Source organism: Rhizobium sp. 42MFCr.1 (assembly GCF_000377185.1).
In the GTDB taxonomy this organism is placed as follows: Bacteria; Pseudomonadota; Alphaproteobacteria; order Rhizobiales; family Rhizobiaceae; genus Rhizobium; species Rhizobium altiplani.
The window spans coordinates 34,705-58,603 of sequence record NZ_KB897850.1 but is presented as its reverse complement, the minus strand read 5'-3'; the positions used below and the strand labels follow the sequence as shown (position 1 = coordinate 58,603).

General features: G+C 60.0%; 23 protein-coding genes. 9 read left to right on the top strand and 14 right to left on the bottom strand.

Features of this window, described 5'->3' with window-relative positions; genetic code table 11:
• Nucleotides 1-276 precede the first annotated feature (276 nt).
• From C934_RS0124460 to C934_RS0124450, 3 genes are all read right to left on the bottom strand, one after another.
• Nucleotides 277-2,412, bottom strand: coding sequence for a sodium-translocating pyrophosphatase (locus tag C934_RS0124460; protein ID WP_018859200.1), 2,136 nt, complete (start codon nucleotides 2,410-2,412; stop codon nucleotides 277-279).
• Between the two features lie 207 nt (nucleotides 2,413-2,619).
• The gene (nusB, locus tag C934_RS0124455; protein WP_018116902.1) at nucleotides 2,620-3,102 is read right to left on the bottom strand and encodes a transcription antitermination factor NusB; all 483 of its coding nucleotides are present in this window, start codon (nucleotides 3,100-3,102) and stop codon (nucleotides 2,620-2,622) included.
• 3 nt (nucleotides 3,103-3,105) lie between these two features.
• Entirely contained in the window at nucleotides 3,106-3,561 is a 456-nt protein-coding gene (locus C934_RS0124450) for a 6,7-dimethyl-8-ribityllumazine synthase (RefSeq protein ID WP_016553506.1), read from the bottom strand.
• A gap of 332 nt (nucleotides 3,562-3,893) precedes the next feature.
• On the opposite strand from C934_RS0124450, the gene C934_RS0124440 reads away from it, so the two are divergent.
• From C934_RS0124440 to C934_RS0124430, 3 genes are all read left to right on the top strand, one after another.
• The gene (locus tag C934_RS0124440) at nucleotides 3,894-4,244 is read left to right on the top strand and encodes a hypothetical protein (protein ID WP_018859198.1); all 351 of its coding nucleotides are present in this window, start codon (nucleotides 3,894-3,896) and stop codon (nucleotides 4,242-4,244) included.
• Nucleotides 4,245-4,343: 99 nt separating this feature from the next.
• Nucleotides 4,344-4,847, top strand: coding sequence for a cupin domain-containing protein (locus C934_RS0124435; protein WP_018859197.1), 504 nt, complete (start codon nucleotides 4,344-4,346; stop codon nucleotides 4,845-4,847).
• Nucleotides 4,848-4,872: 25 nt separating this feature from the next.
• A complete protein-coding gene (locus C934_RS0124430) occupies nucleotides 4,873-5,409 on the top strand; it encodes a GNAT family N-acetyltransferase (protein WP_026372050.1) in 537 nt (178 codons plus the stop codon).
• On the opposite strand, the gene C934_RS0124425 is transcribed toward C934_RS0124430, so the two are convergent.
• The 7 genes from C934_RS0124425 to C934_RS0124395 form a co-directional block, all read right to left on the bottom strand.
• A complete protein-coding gene (locus C934_RS0124425) occupies nucleotides 5,372-5,992 on the bottom strand; it encodes a riboflavin synthase (protein ID WP_018859195.1) in 621 nt (206 codons plus the stop codon). The genes C934_RS0124430 and C934_RS0124425 overlap by 38 nt on opposite strands.
• Nucleotides 5,992-7,101: a bifunctional diaminohydroxyphosphoribosylaminopyrimidine deaminase/5-amino-6-(5-phosphoribosylamino)uracil reductase RibD gene (gene ribD / locus C934_RS0124420; protein WP_018859194.1), complete on the bottom strand. Its 1,110-nt coding sequence runs from the start codon at nucleotides 7,099-7,101 to the stop codon at nucleotides 5,992-5,994. The genes C934_RS0124425 and ribD overlap by 1 nt, the downstream gene beginning before the upstream one ends.
• A 3-nt stretch (nucleotides 7,102-7,104) precedes the next feature.
• Nucleotides 7,105-7,581: a transcriptional regulator NrdR gene (nrdR, locus tag C934_RS0124415; RefSeq protein ID WP_007531462.1), complete on the bottom strand. Its 477-nt coding sequence runs from the start codon at nucleotides 7,579-7,581 to the stop codon at nucleotides 7,105-7,107.
• Nucleotides 7,582-7,590: 9 nt separating this feature from the next.
• Entirely contained in the window at nucleotides 7,591-8,889 is a 1,299-nt protein-coding gene (glyA, locus tag C934_RS0124410; protein WP_018859193.1) for a serine hydroxymethyltransferase, read from the bottom strand.
• A 177-nt stretch (nucleotides 8,890-9,066) separates the two neighbouring features.
• A complete protein-coding gene (locus C934_RS0124405) occupies nucleotides 9,067-10,371 on the bottom strand; it encodes a L,D-transpeptidase family protein (protein WP_018859192.1) in 1,305 nt (434 codons plus the stop codon).
• A 624-nt stretch (nucleotides 10,372-10,995) separates the two neighbouring features.
• On the bottom strand, nucleotides 10,996-11,511 hold the full coding sequence (ldtR, locus tag C934_RS0124400; RefSeq protein WP_018116896.1) for a transcriptional regulator LdtR: 516 nt from the start codon (nucleotides 11,509-11,511) through the stop codon (nucleotides 10,996-10,998).
• Between the two features lie 130 nt (nucleotides 11,512-11,641).
• On the bottom strand, nucleotides 11,642-12,079 hold the full coding sequence (locus C934_RS0124395; protein ID WP_018116895.1) for a DUF6163 family protein: 438 nt from the start codon (nucleotides 12,077-12,079) through the stop codon (nucleotides 11,642-11,644).
• Between the two features lie 135 nt (nucleotides 12,080-12,214).
• Here C934_RS0124395 and hemB point away from each other — a divergent pair, with 135 nt between their 5' ends.
• From hemB to C934_RS0124375, 4 genes are all read left to right on the top strand, one after another.
• Entirely contained in the window at nucleotides 12,215-13,228 is a 1,014-nt protein-coding gene (hemB, locus tag C934_RS0124390; protein ID WP_018116894.1) for a porphobilinogen synthase, read from the top strand.
• Nucleotides 13,229-13,303: 75 nt separating this feature from the next.
• Complete coding sequence (locus C934_RS0124385) at nucleotides 13,304-13,762, top strand: RDD family protein (RefSeq protein ID WP_018116893.1); 459 nt, start codon at nucleotides 13,304-13,306, stop codon at nucleotides 13,760-13,762.
• Between the two features lie 179 nt (nucleotides 13,763-13,941).
• Nucleotides 13,942-14,718 (top strand): arginyltransferase, encoded by a 777-nt coding sequence (locus C934_RS0124380; protein ID WP_018116892.1) that lies wholly within the window; start codon nucleotides 13,942-13,944, stop codon nucleotides 14,716-14,718.
• Nucleotides 14,719-15,606, top strand: coding sequence for a DMT family transporter (locus C934_RS0124375; protein ID WP_018859191.1), 888 nt, complete (start codon nucleotides 14,719-14,721; stop codon nucleotides 15,604-15,606).
• Here C934_RS0124375 and C934_RS0124370 read toward each other — a convergent pair.
• Nucleotides 15,545-16,078: an SRPBCC family protein gene (locus tag C934_RS0124370; RefSeq protein WP_018859190.1), complete on the bottom strand. Its 534-nt coding sequence runs from the start codon at nucleotides 16,076-16,078 to the stop codon at nucleotides 15,545-15,547. The two genes, C934_RS0124375 and C934_RS0124370, sit on opposite strands and share 62 nt — an antisense overlap.
• 132 nt (nucleotides 16,079-16,210) lie before the next feature.
• Nucleotides 16,211-18,466, bottom strand: coding sequence for a DNA topoisomerase IV subunit A (gene parC, locus C934_RS0124365; RefSeq protein ID WP_018859189.1), 2,256 nt, complete (start codon nucleotides 18,464-18,466; stop codon nucleotides 16,211-16,213).
• Between the two features lie 236 nt (nucleotides 18,467-18,702).
• Between parC and C934_RS0124360 the strand changes: the two genes are divergently transcribed.
• Nucleotides 18,703-19,890: a membrane protein gene (locus C934_RS0124360; protein ID WP_026372049.1), complete on the top strand. Its 1,188-nt coding sequence runs from the start codon at nucleotides 18,703-18,705 to the stop codon at nucleotides 19,888-19,890.
• A gap of 76 nt (nucleotides 19,891-19,966) precedes the next feature.
• Here C934_RS0124360 and C934_RS0124355 read toward each other — a convergent pair whose 3' ends face one another.
• The gene (locus C934_RS0124355; RefSeq protein ID WP_018859187.1) at nucleotides 19,967-20,611 is read right to left on the bottom strand and encodes a TetR/AcrR family transcriptional regulator; all 645 of its coding nucleotides are present in this window, start codon (nucleotides 20,609-20,611) and stop codon (nucleotides 19,967-19,969) included.
• Nucleotides 20,612-20,677: 66 nt separating this feature from the next.
• On the opposite strand from C934_RS0124355, the gene C934_RS0124350 reads away from it, so the two are divergent.
• Complete coding sequence (locus C934_RS0124350; RefSeq protein ID WP_018859186.1) at nucleotides 20,678-21,844, top strand: serine hydrolase domain-containing protein; 1,167 nt, start codon at nucleotides 20,678-20,680, stop codon at nucleotides 21,842-21,844.
• A 59-nt stretch (nucleotides 21,845-21,903) separates the two neighbouring features.
• Here the strand turns inward: C934_RS0124350 and aspS are convergent, their stop codons facing one another.
• Nucleotides 21,904-23,694 carry an aspartate--tRNA ligase gene (gene aspS, locus C934_RS0124345; protein WP_018859185.1) on the bottom strand — a complete coding sequence of 597 codons (1,791 nt, stop codon included), beginning with the start codon at nucleotides 23,692-23,694 and terminating at the stop codon, nucleotides 21,904-21,906.
• Nucleotides 23,695-23,899: the final 205 nt, after the last annotated feature.

Genomic DNA, 23,899 nt, shown 5'->3' with positions numbered 1-23,899 from the left:
GCATCGCTATGCCCGCTTTCGAAGTCTCACCCGCGTCGCATGCCAGTGCCTGCTGGCTGCAGCCGCCCAAAACATCAAGAAGATCGCCATGGCGCTCACCAAGCCACCCAGACCAGCCATCGCATGAGGGCCAGAGGCCGCCAACTTCGCCCCGCCTCAGAACCCAACTAAAACAACCAACGTCCAAAAAACAAACCCGCCGAAAATATCGACGGGTTTGTCAGCAGTCTGACCCGCCGGATCGCTCCGGCGGGTTTTTAGTTTCGGCGATGTGCCTCAAGCCAGGACGGCGAGAAGCAGAAGAGCGACGATGTTGGTGATCTTGATCGCCGGGTTAACGGCAGGACCAGCCGTATCCTTGTAGGGGTCGCCGACCGTGTCGCCGGTCACCGATGCCTTATGCGCGTCGGAGCCCTTCATATGGCGAACGCCGTCCTTGTCGACGAAGCCGTCCTCGAAGGATTTCTTGGCATTGTCCCACGCGCCACCACCCGAGGTCATCGAGATCGCGACGAACAGGCCGTTGATAATAACACCGAGCAGCGATGCGCCCAGCGCCGCGAAAGCGGAAGCCTTCGAGCCCGAGATGATCAATACGCCAAAGTAGACGACGATCGGGGCAAGAACCGGCAGAAGCGAAGGAATGACCATCTCGCGGATGGCTGCCTTGGTCAGCAGGTCAACCGCCCTGCCATAGTCTGGACGCTCGGTCCCTGCCATAATGCCGGGCTTCTGCTTGAATTGACGGCGAACCTCTTCGACAATTGCGCCGGCCGCGCGGCCGACGGCGGTCATCGCGATGCCACCGAAGAGATAAGGAATGAGACCACCGAAGATCAGTCCGGCAACGACGTAAGGATTGGAAAGATCGAAGGAGATGTCGCCAATACCTGCAAAATAAGGGTACTTGTCGCCGTTGGCGGCAAAGTATTTGAGGTCGTAGGAATAGGCCGCAAACAGAACCAGGGCGCCGAGGCCAGCGGAACCGATCGCATAGCCCTTGGTAACGGCCTTCGTCGTATTGCCGACTGCGTCGAGCGCGTCGGTCGACTTGCGTACTTCCGGCGGCAGGTGGGACATTTCCGCAATGCCACCGGCATTGTCCGTCACCGGACCGAAAGCGTCGAGAGCAACGATCATGCCGGCAATGCCGAGCATGGCGGTAACCGCGATGCCGGTGCCGAAAAGGCCGCCGAGCTGATAAGTCGCCAGGATGCCACCGACGATGACAATCGCCGGGAGGGCTGTCGATTCCAGCGACACCGCAAGACCCTGGATGACGTTCGTGCCATGGCCGGTCACAGAGGCCTGGGCGATCGAATTGACTGGGCGCTTGTTGGTGCCGGTGTAATATTCGGTGATGACAACAATCAGTGCTGTGACGAGCAGGCCGATCAGACCGCAGACAAAGAGATGCGTGCCGGTAATGTCCTCGCCACCGACCGAGCCAATCGAACCCCAGCCGATGGTCAGTGATGTCGCTGCGCCAAGGCCGATGATCGACAGCAGGCCGGTGACGATGAGCCCCTTGTAAAGGGCGCCCATGATCGAGCCATTGCTGCCGAGCTTGACAAAGAACGTACCAATGATCGAGGTGATGATGCAGGCGCCGCAGATCGCAAGCGGGTAGAGCATCGCCGATTCAAGAACGGGTGCGCCGGCAAAGAAGATTGCGGCGAGAACCATGGTCGCGACGACGGATACGGCGTAGGTTTCGAAAAGGTCAGCTGCCATGCCAGCGCAATCGCCGACGTTGTCGCCGACGTTATCGGCAATTGTCGCGGGGTTGCGCGGATCATCTTCCGGGATACCCGCTTCGACCTTGCCGACGAGGTCACCGCCGACGTCAGCGCCCTTGGTGAAGATGCCACCGCCGAGACGGGCGAAGATCGAAATCAGCGACGCACCGAAGCCAAGCGCGACGAGGGAATCGATGACTTCGCGAGAGCTGCCTTCGTGCCCAAGCACGACAGTCAGCACGTAGTAGTAGATCGACACGCCAAGGAGCGCGAGACCGGCCACCAGAAGCCCGGTGATGGCACCCGACTTGAATGCAATCTCAAGTCCGGCGGCCAGGCTCTGGGATGCCGCCTGCGCCGTGCGAACATTGGCGCGCACCGAGACATGCATGCCGATGAAGCCAGCAGCGCCTGACAGAACAGCGCCGATGAGGAAGCCGATTGCAGCCGTGCCGGAGAGCAGCAGCCAGGCTGCAATGAAAACGACGATGCCGACGATTGCGATGGTCTTATACTGGCGCGTCAGATAGGCCTGCGCACCCTCACGAATATAGCCTGCAATTTCCTGCATGCGCTTGTTACCCTGATCGGCGGCAAGCACCGACCGGGTTGCCCAGATGGCATAGACCACCGAGAGCAGACCGCATGCTATTACCCATAAAAGAATGCTCATTTCGCTCTTTCCTCCAAAAGAGCCGGAGCTCACTCCCTCTCCGGCTGCGAATACGCCGACTCGATTTCCTCCCACAGAAATGCTGCAACGCCGAGCGGAGATTGCGTGGAGGAAAACGGCGCGTCAAGCCCGTAAGAGCCAAAAGCCCTTGCAGCACAATGGGAACGGAGGATTCTTGGAGGTCGGGCCTGCCGACCCGGCAGAACGCTACTTCTTGGCTTCGCCGCGCACCTGCTTTGCGATGCGGTCAAGCACGGCGTTGACGAGCTTCGGCTCATCGTCGCTGAAGAAGGCCTGAGCGATTTCGACGTATTCCGTCACGATGACCGCAACGGGAACATCCTTGCGTTCGAGAATCTCGAAGACGCCGGCACGGAGGATCGCGCGGACCGTGCTATCGAGACGCGACAGCGCCCAGTCGTCCTGCAAGGCGGACGCAATCATTGGGTCAAGGCGACGCTGCTCCCGCACGACGCCTGATACGATCGAGCGGAACCAGGAGGGGTCGGCCTTCAAATAGGTCTCACCGTCAAGTTCCTGGCCCAGGCGATGCGCCTCGTATTCAGCCACGATCTCCAGCACGCCGGTGCCGCCAATATCCATCTGGTAGAGCGCCTGAACGGCAGCAAGGCGCGCAGCACCTCGCTGGTTTGCAGCCTTGACCGGACGCTCCGAGTTCTCGTTGTTCATTCGTTATGCACCCAACTTCTTCTTCAGCTCTATCATCGTAAGAGCTGCGCGGGCGGCAAATCCGCCCTTGTCCTTGTCCGAACGGCGGGCGCGAGCCCAGGCCTGATCGTCATTCTCAACAGTCAGAATGCCATTACCAATGGCAAGGGATTCGCTCACGGCCAGATCCATCAGCGCGCGAGAGGATTCGTTCGACACGATATCGAAATGGTAGGTCTCGCCGCGGATGACCATACCGAGGGCGACGTACCCATCATACTGCGTGCCCTCATTATCTGCTCCGTCGAGCGCCATGGCAATCGCCGCCGGAATCTCGAGAGCGCCCGGAACGGTGACGACCTCATAGGTCGCGCCCGCCTCTTTCAAGGCGAAGGTCGCGCCTTCAAGCAGGGCATCGGCCATGTCGTCGTAGAAGCGTGCTTCGACGATCAAAATGTGGGGAGCGGTTTCTCGCGCCATGCTTCACCTTCAGTTGCTAGAGGACTTCACCATTCGGCAGGCCGCGGTCAAAACACGCCGCGACCCGAATGGCAAGCAAATTCCGACCATGGTTGGATGCCGAATCCGGAATCCCGGCAACGGCGGAGCGGGCAATTCTTGCGTCATTTTGTGCCGGCGTCGGACCGGCGCCTCGAAGATGGCAAATGAAGGGCAATTCGCATGAACAATATGTGACTAAATTCCAGATACTTATGAATTGAAGGCGGATGATCCGATTACCAATTTCATCTGCGTAACGCTGACGATCCACTGCCGACGGTCGATCGTCAGAGCAGATGAAAGGATACCCCATGAATCGCGTTGCAGCCATCGCCTCTGCAGTCGCTACCCTTGCCTTTGCAGATGCCAGCCGTGCCGAAAGTCTCGACATGACGACCCCGTCGGGCATCGAACGAACGCTCCGCAGCTTCAGCGGCGCAAATCTCGATATTCGGCAGGTGGCCGACCACGGCAGTTCGAAAAATATCGGAGCGCCCAATTCATTTGCCGCACACAGTGTCCACGACATCCAAGTGATCCGTGCGGCCATTGCCGTCAACAAACCCCTTATGCATCAGCTCAACGCCAGAGGTGTGCTGCTCGGGAACATCGTCAACGCTGATCAGGCCGCGGACGGAGGTATCACGGTCTACTATCGATAAGGTCAAGGGCGACAGCGGAAGACTGTCGCCCGTCACGATGCTTTGCGGGTTGTATTTTCTCGCAGGATGATGCCTTTTCTCCGGAAACAGGAGAAGACAATGTCCGGCGTATCGAAGCCCGTCATCAACGTCGCTGATTTGAAGCTTGAGCACTGGAAGCAAGGGGATCTGTACGAAGGGACGGATGTCTCATTCGGCTCGCTTCTCGGCCTTGCAGGTCTCGGCATAAGCTACAACGAGGTCCCGCCCGGCAAATCCAGCTGTCCATTCCACAACCATCACGTGGAGGATGAGCTGTTTTTCGTCATCGAAGGCACCGGCGAATATCGTTTCGGTCCTGATCGCTATCCGATCCGGAAGGGTGACACGCTCGGCGCTCCAGCCGGGGGACAAGAGACCGCCCACCAGATCATCAACACTGGTTCGACGCCTCTGATCTACCTCGGCATTTCGACAATGGCGAAAACCGAGATTGTCGAATATCCCGATTCCGGAAAGTTTCTCGCCAAGACCAATCGCGACGAGGGACAAGCGAACCGCTTTCGCTTTATCGGCAGCGAGCATGGCAAGCTGGACTACTGGGACGGCGAGCCGGGTGCTTGACCTCCATCCGAGGGAACACTTCAAGATGACCAGCATTCCTACCATCGAGACAGCGCGACTGCTGCTACGTCCGCACACCGTTGACGATTTTTCTGACTATATGACGATGTGGAGCGACGAAGCGGTGGTGCGCTTCATCGTAGGTGTCCCCTCCACCCGCGAACAGGCCTGGGCACGCATGCTGCGTGTCGCCGGCATGTGGCATCACATGGGTTTCGGATTTCTGGCGATCGAGGAAAAGCAGTCAGGGCGTTTCATCGGGGAAGCAGGCTTCCTCGACATGAAACGGGATATGCACCCCGTTTCCACGGAAGGCACTCTGGAGACCGGTTGGGGACTGATGCCCTTCGCGCAAGGGCACGGCTACGCCAGCGAAGCGCTCACGGCGCTGATCGCCTGGGCGGAAGAGCGGTTCCCCTCCAAGCCAATGACCTGCATTATCGACCCGGGGAACGATCCCTCGCTGCGCCTGGCGCACAAGCTCGGCTTTCGCGAAGTCCAGCGATGCAACTATAATGGAGAGGTTATTCTGCTTTCGCGGTCGGGAACTCCGCCAGCCTAGCGGCATAGCGCGCCATGGTATCGACTTCGAAATTGACGAAGTCGCCTGCCTTGCGTTCGCCCCAGGTCGTGACCTCAAGCGTGTGACGGATCAGCAGGACGTCGAAATCGGTACCGTCCACCGCGTTGACGGTGAGCGACGTGCCATCCAGAGCGATGGAGCCCTTAGGTGCAACGAACTTGGCGAGATGTTCAGGCGCACGCAGGCGAAAGCGCGTCGCATCGCCCTCTTCCGTCACCGAGAGGATCTCGGCCTTGCCATCAACATGACCGGAAACGATGTGGCCGCCGAGTTCGTCGCCGATCTTCAGCGAGCGCTCGAGATTGATGCGGGTACCTTCCTTCCACGTCCCGATCGTCGTCAGGCGCAGAGCCTCTTCCCAAGCTTCGACCTCGAACCAGCGGCCGTTGCTGCCCTCGCCGGGCAGGCCGGTCACCGTCAGGCAGATACCGGAGTGCGAGATCGAGGCGCCCATGTCGATGGTCGCCGGATCATAGGCAGTGGCGACACGCAGCTTGATGCCTTCCTTCAATGGGGAAACAGATTCGATCTTGCCGACGTCGGTGACAATTCCGGTAAACATCAAAGCTCTCTTTCGTATTCGTCCAGGCGATCGTCGCCAAACATGAAGGTGCCCCTGTGCAGGAAGCCCGATGGCATATCGGTCTTCTGGACCGGCGATTCAATACCGTCCTGCCCGATCACCGCAGGGCCTTGATAGAGGAGGATGCGGTCGATGTAACCGGCATCCAGGAAAAGCTTCGCCGTCCGCGCGCCGCCTTCGATGACAAGCGAAGAAATTCCGCGCGATGCTAGTGCAGGCAGCAGTTGGTCGGGCCGGTAGGGACTGCATTGGACCACTTCGACGCCAGCCTGATCCAAAGCGTCTCGTCGTGCGAGAAAGGCCTCGTCCTCGCTATTGTCGAAGCGGGGCGGTTCGGCCGCGACGACGATCAATGGCACCTGCTTGGCCGTAGCGACCAGCTTGCTGTCCAAGGGCAAAGAGAGATCTTCATCGAGCACGACACGAACCGGTGAGCGGGCCTCAAGTCCAGGCGTGCGAACGGTGAGCAAGGGATCATCGGCGATCGCAGTCCCGATCCCAACCAGAATCGCATCGGTTTCGGCGCGCAGCTTCTGCACCTCTACCCGTGCCGCAGGCCCAGTGATCGCAATCTGCCCCTCGCCCTTTTTTCCGATCATGCCGTCAGCGGAAACCGCAAGCTTGAGAGTCACATAGGGCCGGTTCTTCGTCTGCCGTGTGAGGTAAGCAGCAAGCGAACGCTTGCCTTCCTTTTCGAGAATTCCTGACTCGACCTTGATCCCCGCATCGCGCAGCATGGCAATGCCCCTGCCCGAGACACGCGGATCCGGATCGGTGACGCTTATCACCACACGACCAATGCCGTAGGCAATCAGCGCCTCCGCGCAGGGTGGTGTCTTGCCGTAATGCGAGCAGGGTTCGAGCGTGACATAGGCGGTGGCGCCGCGCGCCAGTTCGCCGGCTTCGGCCAGGGCCTGCGGTTCGGCATGGGGACGCCCGCCGACTGCCGTCACTGCACGGCCGACGATCTGACCGTCACGCACGATCACGCAGCCGACGGAAGGATTGGTAGATGTCTGGCCGAGATGCAGGAGACCCAGGCGGATCGCCTCTTCCATGAAACGCGCGTCGTATTCCGAAGCGCTCATGAGCTAGTTGTCCAGGGGATCGCGGGCGATCTTGGCGTTGATCTCGGAAATGACTTTCTCGAAATCCTCGGCATGCGAAAAATCCCGATAGACAGAGGCATAGCGAACGAAGCCAACATCATCCAGGCTCTTCAATGCTTCCAACACCTGAAGGCCGATCTGCTCGGAGCTGATCTCGACTTCGCCGGAGCTTTCAAGCCGTCGAACGATGCCGGATACCGCACGTTCGATGCGGTCGCGGTCGACGGGACGCTTGCGCAGTGCGATCTCGAAAGATCGCACCAACTTGTCGCGGTCGAACGGTACCTTGCGGCCGGTCTTCTTCGACACCATCAGCTCGCGCAGCTGCACGCGCTCGAAGGTCGTGAAACGACCGCCGCAATCGGGACAAATACGCCTGCGGCGGATGGACGTATTGTCCTCCGCCGGGCGTGAATCCTTGACCTGTGTGTCTTCCGATCCGCAGAATGGGCAACGCATGCGCTATCCTTAGCCCATGTAATCATACATTGGGAAGCGGTTGGTCAGCTCGACCACCTTGCCGCGAACGGCTGCTTCCACGGCTGCGTTCCCCTCGTCGGAGTTGGCGACCTTCAAGCCGTCGAGAACCTCAACGATGAGGTTGCCGATTTCCTTGAATTCCGCTTCCTTGAAGCCACGCGTCGTGCCGGCTGGCGCGCCGAGGCGCACACCCGAAGTTACGAATGGCTTCTCAGGGTCGAACGGGATGCCGTTCTTGTTGCAGGTGATGTAGGCGCGGCCGAGGGCTGCTTCGGCACGCTTGCCGGTCGCGTTCTTCTTGCGAAGATCGACGAGCATCAGGTGGTTGTCGGTGCCGCCGGAGACGACATCGAGGCCGCCGGCGATCAGGGTTTCCGCAAGCGCCTTGGCGTTCTTGACGACCTGCGCGGCGTAGTCCTTGAACTCCGGCTCCAGCGCTTCACCGAAGGCGACGGCCTTGGCGGCGATGATGTGCATCAGCGGACCACCCTGCAGACCGGGGAAGACGGCCGAGTTGAACTTCTTCGCCAGATCTTCGTCGTTCGTCAGGATCACGCCACCGCGGGGACCACGCAGCGATTTGTGGGTCGTCGTCGTGGCAACGTGGCAGTGCGGGAACGGCGACGGATGCTGGCCACCGGCGACGAGACCGGCGATGTGCGCCATGTCGACCATCAGGTAGGCGCCGACCGAGTCAGCGATCTCGCGGAAGCGCTTCCAGTCCCAGATGCGGGAGTAAGCAGTGCCGCCGGCGATGATCAGCTTCGGCTTATGCTCTTCGGCCTTGCGGGCAACTTCGTCCATGTCGAGCAGGTTGTCGCCTTCGCGCACGCCATAGGACACGACGTTGAACCACTTGCCGGACATGTTGACCGGGGAACCGTGCGTCAGGTGACCGCCCGAGTTGAGGTCGAGGCCCATGAAGGTGTCCCCCGGCTGCAGCAGTGCAAGGAACACGGCCTGGTTCATCTGCGAACCGGAGTTCGGCTGAACGTTGGCGAAGTTGACACCGAAGAGCTTCTTGGCGCGTTCGATCGCCAGTTCTTCAGCGATATCGACGAACTGGCAGCCGCCATAGTAGCGCTTGCCCGGATAGCCTTCGGCATACTTGTTCGTCATGATTGAGCCCTGGGCTTCCAGCACCGCGCGGGAAACGATGTTTTCCGAGGCGATGAGTTCGATCTCGTGCCGCTGGCGGCCGAGTTCCTTGCCAATCGCGCTGAAGATTTCCGGATCGGTATCGGCAAGCGAGCGATTGAAGAAGGTCTGGGTGGAGGCATTGGTCATGAGCGGGCTCCTCAACTGGAATGCGCGAAGGTATTAGCGCCCCGCCCTTTCAAGGGCAATACGGAGAACGACATTTGCTAGGCAATCTACGCGCCGCGCGTTCTATGCCCGACAGGACAACAAAAAACCGCGCCAGAGAGGCGCGGTTTCTTCAAAATCAAACGCGATCCAATTGACTTATTGAACCGGCTGCTCCGTGGTTGCGGTCGTGTCGAGCGCAAGCTCGGCGTTGCCGTCGAGCTGATAGATATCGTCGCGGAACTGCACGACGCCATCCGGCATGCCCCAGGCGGAAATGTAGACGAAGTAAACCGGCACTTCTTCGGCGAGCTTGATCGGCGTGTTGACGCGGGTCGTGATGACCTGCTCCATCTGCTGACGCGACCACGGCGGGGTCTCGCGCAGCAGCCACGTCGTCAGATCGCGAACGTTCTGGACACGAACACAGCCCGAGGACTCAAAGCGCATCAGCTTGTTGAAGAGACCCTGCTGCGGCGTGTCATGCATATACTCGCCGTTCTTGTTGTAGAAGTTGATCTTCGTGGACGCCATGGCGTTGATCTTGCCCGGGTCCTGACGGAACATGAAATTCGGAGCCTTCTCCGCATTCCAGTCCACCGTTTCCGGCGCCACCTCGTTGCCCTTTCCGTCGATCAGGCGAATGGCATTCTTCTCGAGATAGGTCGGGTCCTTGCGCATCAGCGGTACGATGTCTTTTTCGACGATCGAGCGCGGTGCCGTCCAATAAGGATTGAGGATAACTTCGTAGATCTTCGAGTTGACGAGATGCGTCGGACGGCTGAGACGGCCAACGACCGCAGCGTGGCGCGTCGCAACGCTGCCGTCTTCCACGGCCTCGACGTAGGCGGCCGGAATGTTAACCATCACGTGGCGGCGTCCGAGCTCTTCCGGGAAGGTCTGGATGCGGATGAGGTTGGTGTTCAGCTGCTGCAGACGAACATCGGCCGGAATGTTCATGGCCTTCAAGGTGAACTCGCCGATGACGCCGTCGGCCGGAAGGCCGTGGCGCGCCTGGAAGCGCTTGACGGCGCCGTCGACATAGGAATCAAACGCCGAAGACATGCCAGCCTCGCGCGGTAGGTCGCCTGTGATGGCAAGACGCTGGCGAAGGCTCTGGACGGCCGGGTCGGTCACGCCGATCTGCAAGCGCTGCTGGCTTGGGCTGACTTCGGGCCAACCGCCAGCCGAAGCGATCTGCTGATACTGGGCGATTGCCTGCTGGATGCTCGGCACCGACTGCGGCCCGAGAATCGGCGTGTTGGAAACGACAGCCGTTGCGGTGCGGGACGCAGCCTTCGCATCGAACTGATCGTCCCAATCGCCGCGTTGTGGAGCATTAATGAGCGAGTCGATCGCCGATTGCGCGAGTGCGGGGGCCGCCAATGCGCCCGCGCCAACCATTGCCGCAGACGTCAGAAACGCCCGACGAGAGAAAGCTTCAGTACCGATTTTCTTCGACATTCATCCCAACCACTAAATTGCCGCCGCTTGAGAGACCGGCAGCCTTCGCTATCCCTGCGAGAACGCAGATCTCTCTATCAACCCGTCGCTACGGCGCATCGCACAATCTCTCTGCCGGCGATCACATGATTGCGAGCAGGGAGCGCGAGGTTGTCAGACCTCAATTTGGGAAGCGCCCTTTGCCGTGTATTTCCGCTGACATGCTAATATGGCCAATTCGTGTCGCCCTGCACCACGCTCAACCGTCGGTCGCGGGCGATGCGCAAAGAACCATATCCATCCACAGAAATGTGGCGGTTAATAGCGGCTAAAAAACGGCTTGAATACAGTCGATTATGCTTGCCTGCCATGCGTTGCAAAGATGTCACGACCTCGCAGACAAGGCGCGGATTACGCGCGTCCGGTCCGCCCACTGCCTGCAACAAATAGAGCTGACGTCGCGACCGCGTCGCGTGATTCCCGGGAAACCCCAAGCTCGTCGCGGAGGTCATTGTCCAAGTCGGCGACCGAGTACGCAGCCCGGCAGCGAGACGCTGCTAACGGCGAAAAGGCGCTACGGAATACCGTTGCGCCCTTTCGTGCCTTGGAGGTCCGATAAGCCAGCAGGGAAGTTGGCTTACGAGATTACAGGCGATAGAGGATCTGGTCGTTCCAGAAGCGGTCCAGACGGGTAAGCAGCTTGTTCATCTGCGTGAATTCGTCGGAGCCGATGCCGCCAACCTTGTCGATCGAGCCGACGTGACGTTCATAGAGCTTGGCGACGGTTTCAGCGATGTCCTGACCCGCTTCCGTCAGGCTGATGCGGACCGAGCGACGGTCGATGCGCGAGCGCTGATGGTTGATGAAGCCGAGATCGACAAGCTTCTTGACGTTGTAGGAAACGTTGGAACCCAGGTAGTAACCGCGGGAGCGAAGTTCGCCGGCGGTGAGCTCGGAGTTGCCAATGTTGAAGAGAAGAAGTGCCTGGACGGCATTGACGTCGCTGCGACCCTGGCGGTCGAACTCGTCCTTGATGACGTCGAGGAGACGGCGGTGAAGGCGTTCAACAAGATGAAGGGATTCCATGTAGAGATCACGGATGCCTTGTTCCTGCTGGTCACGGAAGTTCGATACCGCCTGCGGCTTGATTTTCGTGTTCATGATGACTGCCTCACTGTTTTGTTTGGCGGTGTTGGTTCTCTTCCCGCCTTGAGACAGACCCTATCGAATACAAATAAAATTCTACTTAAACCGCAGGCTTAACAGTGCCTTACCGGAAACCCTAGATGTATCAGGGTAAATCAACGCTTACCTGCTGGCGCCGCTTGCGCTTTTCGTACCAGAGCGCAACACGGAATCCCAGGTAGACCAGGACGACCGCGGCATGCAGCAAAACGATCAGCCGGTTGGACCCGAAAACCTCCGGCATGAAGCCGTACATGATGATCTGTCCGCCTGCCGCGAGCACCCAGATCACCGGCCCCCAGGAGACGGCCAGCCATAGACCGAGAGAGGCGACGGGGAAGAGAACGGCGAGGCTGGTGCTTGCGACCTTCCACGGAAGGCTGAGCAGATCGAAGCGCCCTGCCCCGACCAGCGAATAGCCGACGAGCATCGCCCAATACTGCAATCCGAACCAGAAGCAGGAAACGGCGACAAGCCGCAGGAACAGGATGAAGAGAACGCTGGTCAGCGTCCGCTTAGGTATCGTCGGAGAATCAGCGTCCATGTCTCAAACAATAGGGTTGCCGTTGCGACTTCGCCAGCGCCTCCTCCATTGCGGCCAATCGTCCGGTTTGGATTTCGGCCACGCCATGATAATGAGCGCTTCGACAATTGGAATGGCAGAAAGCTGGAAACCACCATGCAGGACAAGACCCATCTCGTCGACGAGATTACCGGCCATCGGCGCATGCGCCGCAATCGCAAGGCCGATTGGACGCGGCGCCTCGTGCAGGAGAACCGCCTGACGGTCGACGACCTGATCTGGCCGGTTTTCGTCGTTCCCGGCACGGGCATCGTCGAAGCGATCCCGGCGATGCCCGGCGTCAACCGTATGAGCGTGGATAGGCTGGTCGAAGCCACCAAGGAAGCGGCCGATCTCGGCATCCCTGCGATCGCGACCTTCCCGAACATCGAAATGGAACTGCGCGACGAAACAGGCTCGAACAGTCTTGAAACCAACAATCTGATCAACCAAGCGACAATCGCAATCAAGAAGGCGGTGCCCAATATCGGTGTCATCACCGACGTCGCGCTTGACCCCTTCACGAGCCATGGCCACGACGGGATCCTGCGACAGGGCGAGATCGTCAACGACGAGACGGTCGATCAGGTTGCGCGCGCGGCCGTCATGCAGGCCGATGCCGGCTCTGACATCATTTCGCCGTCGGAGATGATGGACGGCAGAATCGGCGCCATCCGCCGCGCCCTTGACGCTGCCGGGCACCAGAATGTTGGTATTATGAGCTACGCCACCAAATTCGCCTCGGCATTCTATGGCCCCTACCGCGAGGCGATCTCCACCGGCGGTCTGCTCAAGGGTGACAAGAAGACTTACTACATTGATCCGGCAAACGGCACCGAAGCAATCCGCGACGCCGCGCTTGACGTGGAGGAAGGTGCCGACATGCTGATGGTCAAGCCGGGCCTGCCCTATCTCGACATCTGCTGGCGCATGAAGGAAGCCTTCGGTCTGCCGACCTTCGCCTATCAGGTTTCGGGGGAGTACACGCAGATCAAGGCGGCCGCGATGAACGGCTGGATCGACGGCGAGCGCGCCATGCTGGAAACCCTGCTCTCGTTCAAGCGTGCGGGCTGCGACGGAGTCCTCACCTACTTTGCAGTCGAGGTGGCAAGAATCCTAGCCAGGCGCTGATTGCGCGCCAATATTGCATTTGAGGGAAGCTATACCATATCAGCGGCATCGCTTTCTCGAAAGGAGACCGTAACGATGACGCTCACGCCCAATCCGCTCTATGCTGCACCGGACGACTGGCGCGCCTATAGCGGCACGCTGAGCCGTCGTGTCTTCGCATTCATCCTCGACTACGTGATCATTCTGCTGCTCTGCATACCGGCGGCGGTCATTCTTTTCTTCCTGTCGATCGTCACACTGGGGCTCGGATTCTTTCTCTATCCGGCGCTGTTCGTGATCGTTGCAGGCCTGTATTTCGGCTTTACGGTGGGCGGTTCCCAGCAGGCCTCATTCGGCATGCGCGCAATGGGCATTGCCATTATCCGCGTCGACGGGCAGCCGATGGACTTCCTGACGGCCATCGTTCACCTGGCGCTTTTCTGGATCCTGAACTCAGTCCTGACGCCGCTGATTCTGCTGGTTGGCCTGTTCACCGAACGCAGCCGGTTGATCCACGATTTTCTGGTTGGCACCGTCACGGTACGCACCGCCTGATCAGGCTCGCCACAAGCTAAAATAAACGCTGCTCCCGACCTTTGCCGGGAGCCTCTCGACGCCATATCCAAAAGTATGACGCGCGACATCGGGCAGGAGAACGGCCCCGCTGTTGACGTTTTTTATTCTTAAGTCATCCTGTCAGATAAGCAGCGAACCAAAGGAAATCTCCGCAACAGATGAATACGCAGACGACGCCATCACCGCAGTTCTACCTGACTGCTCCGGCTGCGTGCCCCTATCTGGCCAACGAGATGGAACGTAAGGTCTTCACGCATCTCGTCGGTCCCCGCGCAGCGGAGATGAACGATATCCTGACACAGGGCGGCTTTCGCCGGTCGCAGAACATCGCCTATCGTCCGGCCTGCGAGGCCTGCCGCGCCTGCATTTCCGTGCGCATCCTCGCACAGGAATTCCTGCCGACGAAGTCGATGAAGCGCGTGCTGGCAACGAACGCCGACATCATCTCCACGGAATTCCCTGCCCAACCTTCCAGCGAACAATATTCGCTGTTCCGACGCTATCTCGATTTTCGCCACCAGCAGGGCGGAATGTCCGACATGACGGTGCTCGACTATGCCATCATGGTCGAAGACACCCATGTGAACACCAAAATCATCGAGTATCGGCTTCGAAAGGAAGGGACGGGCCTGGAAGAGCGCCCGACCGGCGAGCTCTTGGCCGCCGCCCTGACCGATACCATGAGCGATGGCCTGTCCATGGTTTATTCCTACTTCAACCCTGACATGGATCGCCGCTCCCTTGGCACGTTCATGATCCTTGATCACATCAGGCGCACAAAGGCCTTGGGTCTTCCACACGTCTACCTCGGCTACTGGGTTCAAGGGTCGAGGAAAATGGACTACAAGACTCGCTTCCAGCCGCAGGAGCATCTGACTTCGCGCGGCTGGGAACGCTTCGATCCCTCCGTATTGCCCGAAAGCCCGCGCTACTAAATGCTCCTCCCCTCCCTTTCCGATCATCGGAAAGGCCTGCTGCTGACGGCAATCGGCGGCTTGGCTCTTTCCATGGACATTCCACTGGTGCGGCTTGCTCACGGCGACATGTGGTCGATCCTGGGCATGCGCAGCATCACGACGGTCGCCGCCGCGCTGCTGGTGATCTGTCTTATCAGATACGCCAAGGGAGCATGGCCCGTGCTCGTGCCCGGCAGGCACGGCCTTGCGACGGGACTGCTCTACGGCTGCTCGACGCTGACCTTCCTGCTTGCCGTCTTCAACACGGCGACGGCCAATGTGGTTTTTATCGTCGCGTTCAATCCGATGTTCGGCGCTCTCTTGTCATGGATTTTTCTCAAGGAACGTCCCACGGCATCCACGCTCGTCACCATGGCGGTCATGGTGTTCGGTGTTGGCCTGATCGTGCATGATGGATTGGCCGGCGGCCATCTCTTCGGCGATGCCATGGCACTTCTCAGCGCCTTTATCCTCGCATCGGCGATAACCATTGCCCGGGCGTCGCGTCGGGAAATGGGCTTCGTGCCCTTGCTTGCCGCCGCCCTGCCGGCGGCCCTCGGCTTTGCAAAGGCCCTGCCGGTCGGGCTAGCCATAGAGCATCCAGCCTGGATCATCCTCAACGGTACGCTTCTGATGCCGGTCGCCTTTTGGTGCCTAGCTACCGGACCACGCTATCTCTCCGCGCCCGAAGTCGGCATGTTCTATCTGCTCGAAACCATCCTGGCTCCGATCTGGATATGGCTGATCTTCGCGGAAGCCCCACCGACGATGACGCTCGTCGGCGGCACGATCCTGGTCTGCGCGATTATGCTGCACTCGCTTTGGATGGTTCGGCGGAAGCCTGCGCGACAATCTCTGGCACACTGACCACCTGCATCGCATCGAGTTCGCGCTCGAGCCCCTGCATGACGTGGACCCAGCCCTTCCGCGTCTCTTCTTCGAACTGGCCCCATTGGGCGCACATTTCGTGCGAGAGCGTCAACCGCGTGCCTTCGGCGAGCGGTTCGATGTCGATCTGTATTCGATCCGCATTGTGATCATGCTCGGCTGCCGAGAAGCAGAAGACCATCCGCCGCGGTCGGCGCAATTCGAGAAATACGCCGTAATGCACCGCATCGCCTGTCGGACGTCGGTCGATGACGAGAAAATGTCCGCCGACCTTTGGATCGATGTCGGCTCGGATAACGCGTCCTTCGTCGCTTGCGAAAAGGAAGCGTTTGGCGATCAGAGGGTTCAGCCATGCGTCGTAGACGGCGCAGGGCGAGGCATTGAATGTATGCGCAACGTTCAAGGTGATGGTATTGCAAGCACTCATCAACAATCCTCCGTGATCGGACATGGCACTCTCCAGGAGCACCACACTCGATCATTCCGTCCGCCTGCGGAATGACGTCTGTCCATGTTGTGATTACAGGCCAGAAGTAGAGGAGTTGCTCCGCTCGCCAAGAGCGAGGCGCAGAATTATTTTCGCTTAGCCGGCAAACTTGCCGCTGCGCGGGAAGCCTTTCGGAACGGTCCGACCAGCGGTGGCGCGATCGCCAAGCCATTCGGCAAGCTCGTCCTTGTTCTTCGTGAAGGTGCGGCCCGCGCTGTCTTCCCAGACGAGGCCGTCTGATATTGCGAAACAGCGTACGTCGGAAATGCCGCCATCCTTGTAGCGCTGCAGGCGGACGCCCTTGCCGCGACCCATTTCCGGGACCTGCGACAGCGGGAAGACGAGCAGTTTGCGATTGTCGCCGACAACAGCGACATAGTCGCCACTGACGGGAACGATCAGCTTCGTCTCATCAGGCATGGAGACATTCATGATCTGCTTGCCCTTGCGGGTATTGGCGACCATGTCGGTCTCGGCAACAACGAAGCCGTTGCCCGCCGTCGAGACGATCATCTGCTTGCGGGCAGGATCGTGAACGAAGGCGGTCAAGACGTCCTGATCGTTGTCCATATCGATCATGATGCGCAGCGGTTCGCCATGACCTCGACCGCCGGGCAGCTTGTCGCCGCCAAGTGTGTAGGCCTTGCCACCGGTGGTGATGATCAGGATCTTGTCGGTCGTCTGCGCAGGGAAGGCAACCTTCAGCGCGTCGCCTTCCTTGAAGGTCAGGGTCGCGGTGTCGGAGATGTGCCCCTTCAGAGCGCGTATCCAGCCCTTTTCGGAGACGACGACGGTGATCGGCTCCTTCTCGATCATCGCCTGCTGGATAGCCTGCTCGTCGGCTTCCGGCGCGTCGGCGAACTGGGTGCGGCGACGGCCGAGCTCGGTCGCCTTGGCGAACTTCTTCTTCACTTCGCCGATTTCCCAGGCGACGGTCTGCCACTGCTTTTCTTCCGATGCCAGCAGTGCCTCGATCTCGCCCTTCTCCTTGGTGAGTTCGTCGAACTCGGTGCGAATCTCGAACTCCTCGAGCTTGCGCAACGACCGCAGCCGCATGTTGAGGATCGCTTCCACCTGATTGTCGGTCAGGGACCAGCGCGCGATCATCACCGGCTTCGGCTCGTCCTCTTCGCGGATGATGCGAATGACCTCATCGATGTTGAGGTAGGCGATCAGCAAGCCGCCGAGGATTTCCAAGCGGCGGTCAATGGCCGCCAGGCGGAAGCGCGAGCGGCGCTGCAGCACTTCGCGGAGATGGTCGAGCCACTCCTTCAGGACCTCGTTCAACGCCATGACGCGCGGGATGCGGCCCATGGAGAGAACGTTCATGTTCAGCGGGAAGCGGCTTTCCAGTTCCGTCAGCTTGAACATCGATTCCATGAGGATCGTCGGATCGACCGTCCGGTTCTTCGGCACCAGCACGACGCGGACATCTTCGGCGGACTCGTCGCGAATGTCCTCGAGCAAGGGCAGCTTGCGCGCCAAGAGAAGTTCGGCGATCTTTTCGATCAGGCGGGACTTCTGTACCTGGAACGGGATTTCGGTGACGACGATCTGATAACCGCCGCGGCCAAGATCCTCGGTCTCCCACTTGGCGCGTGTACGGAAACCGCCACGGCCAGTCTTATAGGCCTCGATGATGCTTTCACGGCCATCGATGATGATGCCGCCGGTCGGGAAATCCGGACCGGGAATAAACTCGACCAGCTTCTCGACCGTAGCATCGGGATGCTTGATGAGATAGAGGGCCGCGTCGCAGAGTTCGTGGACATTGTGCGACGGAATGGACGTCGCCATGCCGACTGCAATGCCCGACGAGCCATTCGCCAGCAGGTTCGGAAAGGCGCCCGGCAGGACGACCGGTTCTTCGTCTTCCTCGTTGTAGGTCGGGCGGAAATCGACCGCGTCCTGATCGATACCCTCAAGCAAGAGGCCGGCCACATCCGTCATGCGCGCTTCGGTGTATCGATAGGCGGCAGCGCTGTCGCCGTCGATATTGCCGAAATTTCCCTGCCCGTCGACGACAGGGTAACGCTGTGAGAAATCCTGCGCGAGACGCACGAGCGCATCGTAGACAGACTGGTCGCCATGCGGATGGAACTTACCGATGACATCGCCGACGATACGAGCACATTTCTTGAACGCGGAATTGGGCCGAATGCCCATTTCGCTCATGGCGTGAATGATGCGGCGATGCACCGGCTTCAGGCCGTCGCGCACGTCAGGGAGCGCACGATGCATGATCGTCGATAGCGCATAGGCCAAGTAACGCTCTTCAAGCGCCGCCTTCAAATCGACCGGAAGGATACTGTCGTCGTCTCCGCCAGAGGGCGGCAAAATCTCTTGTCCCATATGTCCTGACTAGCCGAGATGGTTGTTTTGAGCAAGGAATCCGGGCATTCCGGCTGTGGATGAAGTCTTGGCGTACGAGAAAAGAATGACCCGAGACGCTTTGCCTGAATTTCGTCGTTGTTTCGTTTTCCCTTCAACACAAATTTAGAAATCCGCAAATATAAACCACGACCGAACCACAATAGACCGACGGCGAATTCTCGCTCGCCGCACAACGCCGCCACCAGAGGACCCAAATGACTTTTTACCGGACGACACGGCTGATGCTTTCGAGCGTCGCCTTTCTTTCTCTCGCCGGCTCGGCTTTCGCGCTCGACGGCCAGGATCTGCTGAAGAAGATCAACGCAGCCTATAGCCAGCAGGGCGGTACGATCGTTGCCGACGGCGTCGATGTCAACGGAACCACCGTGACGCTGAAGAAGGCAAGCTTCAAACCAAACAGCGGCGAAGCGGTGTCCATCGGCGACATCACCATGACCGGCGTAGAAGCAGACGAGGATGGCAGCTACTATGTCGAGGAAGCATCCTTCCCGAACGTCAGCGCCACGAGTGAAGGCTCCACCTTCACGGCATCCGACCTGACCCTGAGCGGCATTTCGATCCCCGCGGATCCGAAGGGCGAAGGCCTCGACGCAATGCTCCTCTACGAAAATGCCCACAGCGGCCCCGTGAAGGTTGTCCAGAATGGAGAGGAATTGTTCTCTCTCGCCGAAAGCGACCTCAATCTGACGCTTCGCGAAGATGAGTCCGGCTTCGATTTCGATGGTGCCTTCAAGGGCTTGAAGGCCGATCTCAGCAAGGCAAGCGACGCACAGAGCAAGGAAGCAATCGAGAAGCTTGCCCTCCAGCATATCCAGGGCGACATCACAATGAAGGGCGCCTGGGACCTGACGCCCGGCACGATCGACGTTTCCGAGTTCGCCTTCGACTTCAACAACGTCGGCAAGCTGAACCTGGCCTTCAAGATCTCCGGCTATACGATGCCCTTCGTGAAGTCTCTGCAGGAAGCCGCCAAGCAGGCCGAAGCGAACCAGAACAAGGAAGAGGCGCAGCAGGCCCTCGGTCTCTCGATGCTCGGGCTAATGCAGCAGCTGTCGTTCGAGAGCGCCCAGATCCGCTTCGACGACGCTTCCATCACCAAGCGTGCGCTCGACTACGCCGGTGGCCAGCAGAACATTTCCGGCCAGCAGATGGCGGACTCGCTGAAGGCAATGACGCCGATCATGCTGGCACAGCTCAACATTCCGGAGTTGCAGAACGCCATATCGGCAGCCGTCAACACCTTCCTCGACAACCCGAAGAGCCTGACGCTTGCCGCCGCACCGGCGAAGCCCGTTCCGTTCCCGATGATCATGGGCGCTGCCATGGGCGCACCGAACACGCTGCCGCAGGTGCTTGGGGTCAAGGTTTCGGCGAACGACTGATGCGCCGCGAGTTTTTGAAACCCGGCGTGCAGTTGCCCGCCGGGTTTCTTTGTTTTTGCAAGGTGGTCGCTGCCGGTTAGGCGGCGTAGCGGCGTAGCTCGTTCATAGCGTGCCCGACCATCTCCAGCAGTTCTGCAGTCGTGGCACCGTCACGCGCCTGTACCGACATGCCCTGGACGATCGCACCGAGGAAGCGCGCAAGCGATCCGGCGTTCGCATCCTGCCTGATATCCCCTTCCTTCATGCCGCGCTCGATGCGAGCGGTGAACAGGCCAAGCGTCTGCAATCGCAACGACGAGACGTGGTGCGCAATGTCCCCGCTCTCGGAAGCACAATTCAGAACTGCAGTGGAGATCATGCACCCCTTGGGATGTTCCGGGGCGGTGAATAGGGCGGCCGATGTCTCGAGGAAGCGCCTGAACGTCGACACCGTATCGATCTTTTCTTCAAACGGATTGCCGGGATTCGGCCGCGGCATGCGCCGGTACTGATTCAACGCCTCGCGATAGAGTTCCGCCTTCGAGCGGAACGCCGCATAGAGGCTTTGCGGGGTGATCCCCATCGAGGCGGTCAGATCGGCAATCGAGCTGCCGTCATAGCCGTGCTCCCAGAAGACGTCGCGCGCGGCCGAAAGAACCGTTTCGCGATCGAAGGCGGGCGGGCGGCCGCGCTTTCTTTGTCCGCTATCTTGTGTGCCGTCATTATTTTTCACAATGGTCACTCTAGAAATATTTCTCGATCCGGTTTATTCAGGAACGGTCATTGTGATTATAGGAGGTTCGATCCGATGAGTCTTCCCCTTGAACCCCAGGATGCACAGCAGACAGTCGGCTTCGCGAACGCGCTCGATGCGGTGATCGACCGCACCATCGCCGCAAAGCGCCTCGTCGGTGCGGTGGTCCTGATCGCCCAAGACGGTGATATCGTCTATAGCCGCACCGCCGGCCTGGCCGACCGCGAAAGGGGACAGGCCATGGCCGAGGACACGATCTTCCGGCTCGCCTCGATCACCAAGCCGATCGTCACGATCGCCGCCATGCGGCTTGTCGAGGAAGGCCGCATCGGCCTCGACGACCCAGTGACGAAATGGCTGCCGGATTTCCGCCCGCGTCTTGCCGACGGCACGGAATCGGTCATTGTCATCCAGCATCTGCTCACCCATACATCCGGCCTCAGCTATCGCTTCACCGAGGAAGACGGCCCCTATGCCCGGGCCGGCATTTCCGACGGCCTCGATCAGCCCGGCCTGCCGATTGCCGAAAACCTGAAGCGGCTTGCGAGCGCCCCTCTTCTCTTCGCGCCCGGTTCGAACTGGCAATATTCGCTCGCCATCGATGTCATCGGCGGCGTCATCGAGAAAGAGACCGGCAGTTCGCTCGGCGAGGCGGTGGCAAGACTGGTGACCGAGCCACTCGGCCTGGCTGACACCGCCTTTGCGGTGCGCGACCGGGATCGGCTGGCCGCCGCCTATATGAGTGCCTCGCCGCAGCCGGAGCGGATGGGCAAGGAAGCGTCCGTGCGGGCGCTGACCGGTTTCGTGCGTTTCGCGCCGGACCGCATCTTCGATCCGAACTCCTATCATTCCGGCGGCGCCGGCATGGCGGGAACGGCAGGCGAGGTGTTGGCGGTTCTGGAGACGATCCGCAAGGGTGGCGCGCCGCTTCTCTCGTCCGAGACGGTCAAGACCATGATGGCGGATCAGGCGAACGGCGTGCGCCAGCCTCTCGATCCGGGCGTCGGCTTCGGCTTCGGCTGGGCGGTGGTGACCGATCCGGTCGCCGCACAGGTGCCGTGGTCGAAGGGGACGATCCGCTGGGGCGGCGCCTACGGCCACAGCTGGTTTGTCGATCCCACAAAGAACCTGAGTGTCGTGGCGCTGACGAATACGGCACTGGAGGGGATGTGGGGGCAGTTTACGGTGGATCTGCGCGACGCGATCTACACAGCGCTCTGAAGCCAGAAACAAAAGAAGCCCGACGCGCGCCGGGCTTCTTTTCAATCATGTACTCTGCCTCAGTCCTTCTTGACCGGCGGGATCGGGCGGATCGCAAGTTCGCGCAGCTGCGTCGGCGTTGCCGGGGTCGGCGCGCCCATCAGAAGGTCCTGCGCCTGCTGGTTCATCGGGAACAGCGAGATCTCGCGCAGGTTCTTGGCGCCGACGAGCAGCATGACGATGCGATCGATGCCGAAAGCGGCACCACCGTGCGGAGGCGCACCGTACTGGAAGGCGCGGTAGAGGCCGCCGAAACGATCTTCCACGTCCTGCTGGCTGAGGCCGATCTTTTCGAAGGCGGCGACCATAGTTTCCGGCGACTGGTTACGGATCGAGCCCGAAGCGATTTCGAAGCCGTTGCAGACCGCGTCGTACTGATAGGCCTTGATGCCAAGCGGATCCTGGTTCATCAGCGCGTCGAGGCCGCCCTGCGGCATCGAGAACGGGTTGTGGGCGAAGTCGATCTTCTTTTCTTCCTCGTTGTATTCGAAGAACGGGAAGTCGACGATCCAGCACAGCTCGAAGCGGTCGCGGTCGATGAGGTTCAGCTCGTCGGCGGCGCGGGTACGGGCTTCGCCTGCAAACTTGTAGAACTTGGACGGCTCGCCGGCGACGAAGAAGCAGGCGTCGCCGGCATCAAGGCCAAGCTGCGTGCGGATCGCTTCGGTGCGTTCCTCGCCGATGTTCTTGGCGAGCGGGCCGGAGCCGCCGATCTTACCGTCTTCTTCCTTCCAGAAGATGTAGCCAAGGCCGGGCTGGCCCTGGCTCTGCGCCCAGGCGTTCATGCGGTCGCAGAATGCGCGCGAGCCGCCGGTTTTTGCCGGGATCGCCCAGATCTCGACCTTCGGGTTCGAGGCGATCATGCCCGCGAAGACCTTGAAGCCAGAGCCGGCGAAGTGATCGGTGACGGCTTCCATGACGATCGGGTTGCGCAGATCGGGCTTGTCGGAACCGTACTTGCGGATCGCTTCGTCGTAAGGAATACGCGGCCATTCCTTGGTGACTGGCTTGCCTTCGGCAAATTCCTCGAAGATCGAGGTCATCATCGGACCCATGGTGTTCCAGATGTCTTCCTGCTCGACGAAGCTCATTTCGAGGTCGAGCTGGTAGAACTCGCCCGGCAGGCGGTCGGCGCGCGGGTCTTCGTCACGGAAGCACGGCGCGATCTGGAAGTAGCGGTCGAAGCCGGCAACCATCAGCAGCTGCTTGTACTGCTGCGGCGCCTGCGGCAGGGCATAGAAGGTGCCGGGATGAATGCGTGATGGCACCAAGAAGTCGCGCGCACCTTCCGGCGAGGAGGCCGTCAGGATCGGCGTCGCGTATTCGGTGAAGCCGATATTGCCCATCTCGCGACGCATGGCAGAGATCACCTGCGTGCGCTTGACGATGTTCTTGTGCAGCGTTTCGCGGCGCAGGTCGAGGAAACGGTACTTCAGGCGCACGTCTTCGGGATAATCAGGCTCGCCGAAAACGGGCAGCGGCAGTTCCTTGGCGGCGGAGAGAACTTCGATCTCCTGCGCATAGAGTTCGATCTCACCGGTTGCCATGTTCTTGTTGACGGTGTCTTCGGTGCGCGCCTTCACGAGACCGTCGATGCGGATGACCCACTCGCCACGAACCAGTTCAGCCTGCCTGAAGGCCGGAGAGTCCGGATCGGCGACGACCTGTGTAATGCCGTAGTGGTCTCGAAGATCGATGAAGAGAACGCCGCCATGGTCGCGAACACGATGGACCCAGCCGGAAATCCGGACGTTCGCGCCGACATCCGACTTGCGGAGGGCTGCACATGTGTGGCTGCGATAGCGATGCATAATCTCAATTCCCGGTATTTGGCTTAAGACGGCAGCAAGGGGCTCTGATGGCTCTCCCGTACCGACAAGAAAATCGGGCGGAAAAGCGCATGGACGGTCTGATTTGTCAAGGGTTGGCGCACCGAGCCTGCGCTTTGCGAGCGGTTATAGCGTGCTGCAACCCCGTGCTGGTGAACAGCCGTGCGGCAGTTTAGCAGCCTCGCAC

Coding starts and splice junctions, on each gene's coding strand:
- C934_RS0124460 (WP_018859200.1), bottom strand. CDS start 2,412: ATGAGCATTCTTTTATGGGTAATAGCATGCGGTCTGCTCTCGGTGGTC.
- nusB (WP_018116902.1), bottom strand. CDS start 3,102: ATGAACAACGAGAACTCGGAGCGTCCGGTCAAGGCTGCAAACCAGCGA.
- C934_RS0124450 (WP_016553506.1), bottom strand. CDS start 3,561: ATGGCGCGAGAAACCGCTCCCCACATTTTGATCGTCGAAGCACGCTTC.
- C934_RS0124440 (WP_018859198.1), top strand. CDS start 3,894: ATGAATCGCGTTGCAGCCATCGCCTCTGCAGTCGCTACCCTTGCCTTT.
- C934_RS0124435 (WP_018859197.1), top strand. CDS start 4,344: ATGTCCGGCGTATCGAAGCCCGTCATCAACGTCGCTGATTTGAAGCTT.
- C934_RS0124430 (WP_026372050.1), top strand. CDS start 4,873: ATGACCAGCATTCCTACCATCGAGACAGCGCGACTGCTGCTACGTCCG.
- C934_RS0124425 (WP_018859195.1), bottom strand. CDS start 5,992: ATGTTTACCGGAATTGTCACCGACGTCGGCAAGATCGAATCTGTTTCC.
- ribD (WP_018859194.1), bottom strand. CDS start 7,101: ATGAGCGCTTCGGAATACGACGCGCGTTTCATGGAAGAGGCGATCCGC.
- nrdR (WP_007531462.1), bottom strand. CDS start 7,581: ATGCGTTGCCCATTCTGCGGATCGGAAGACACACAGGTCAAGGATTCA.
- glyA (WP_018859193.1), bottom strand. CDS start 8,889: ATGACCAATGCCTCCACCCAGACCTTCTTCAATCGCTCGCTTGCCGAT.
- C934_RS0124405 (WP_018859192.1), bottom strand. CDS start 10,371: ATGTCGAAGAAAATCGGTACTGAAGCTTTCTCTCGTCGGGCGTTTCTG.
- ldtR (WP_018116896.1), bottom strand. CDS start 11,511: ATGAACACGAAAATCAAGCCGCAGGCGGTATCGAACTTCCGTGACCAG.
- C934_RS0124395 (WP_018116895.1), bottom strand. CDS start 12,079: ATGGACGCTGATTCTCCGACGATACCTAAGCGGACGCTGACCAGCGTT.
- hemB (WP_018116894.1), top strand. CDS start 12,215: ATGCAGGACAAGACCCATCTCGTCGACGAGATTACCGGCCATCGGCGC.
- C934_RS0124385 (WP_018116893.1), top strand. CDS start 13,304: ATGACGCTCACGCCCAATCCGCTCTATGCTGCACCGGACGACTGGCGC.
- C934_RS0124380 (WP_018116892.1), top strand. CDS start 13,942: ATGAATACGCAGACGACGCCATCACCGCAGTTCTACCTGACTGCTCCG.
- C934_RS0124375 (WP_018859191.1), top strand. CDS start 14,719: ATGCTCCTCCCCTCCCTTTCCGATCATCGGAAAGGCCTGCTGCTGACG.
- C934_RS0124370 (WP_018859190.1), bottom strand. CDS start 16,078: ATGTCCGATCACGGAGGATTGTTGATGAGTGCTTGCAATACCATCACC.
- parC (WP_018859189.1), bottom strand. CDS start 18,466: ATGGGACAAGAGATTTTGCCGCCCTCTGGCGGAGACGACGACAGTATC.
- C934_RS0124360 (WP_026372049.1), top strand. CDS start 18,703: ATGACTTTTTACCGGACGACACGGCTGATGCTTTCGAGCGTCGCCTTT.
- C934_RS0124350 (WP_018859186.1), top strand. CDS start 20,678: ATGAGTCTTCCCCTTGAACCCCAGGATGCACAGCAGACAGTCGGCTTC.
- aspS (WP_018859185.1), bottom strand. CDS start 23,694: ATGCATCGCTATCGCAGCCACACATGTGCAGCCCTCCGCAAGTCGGAT.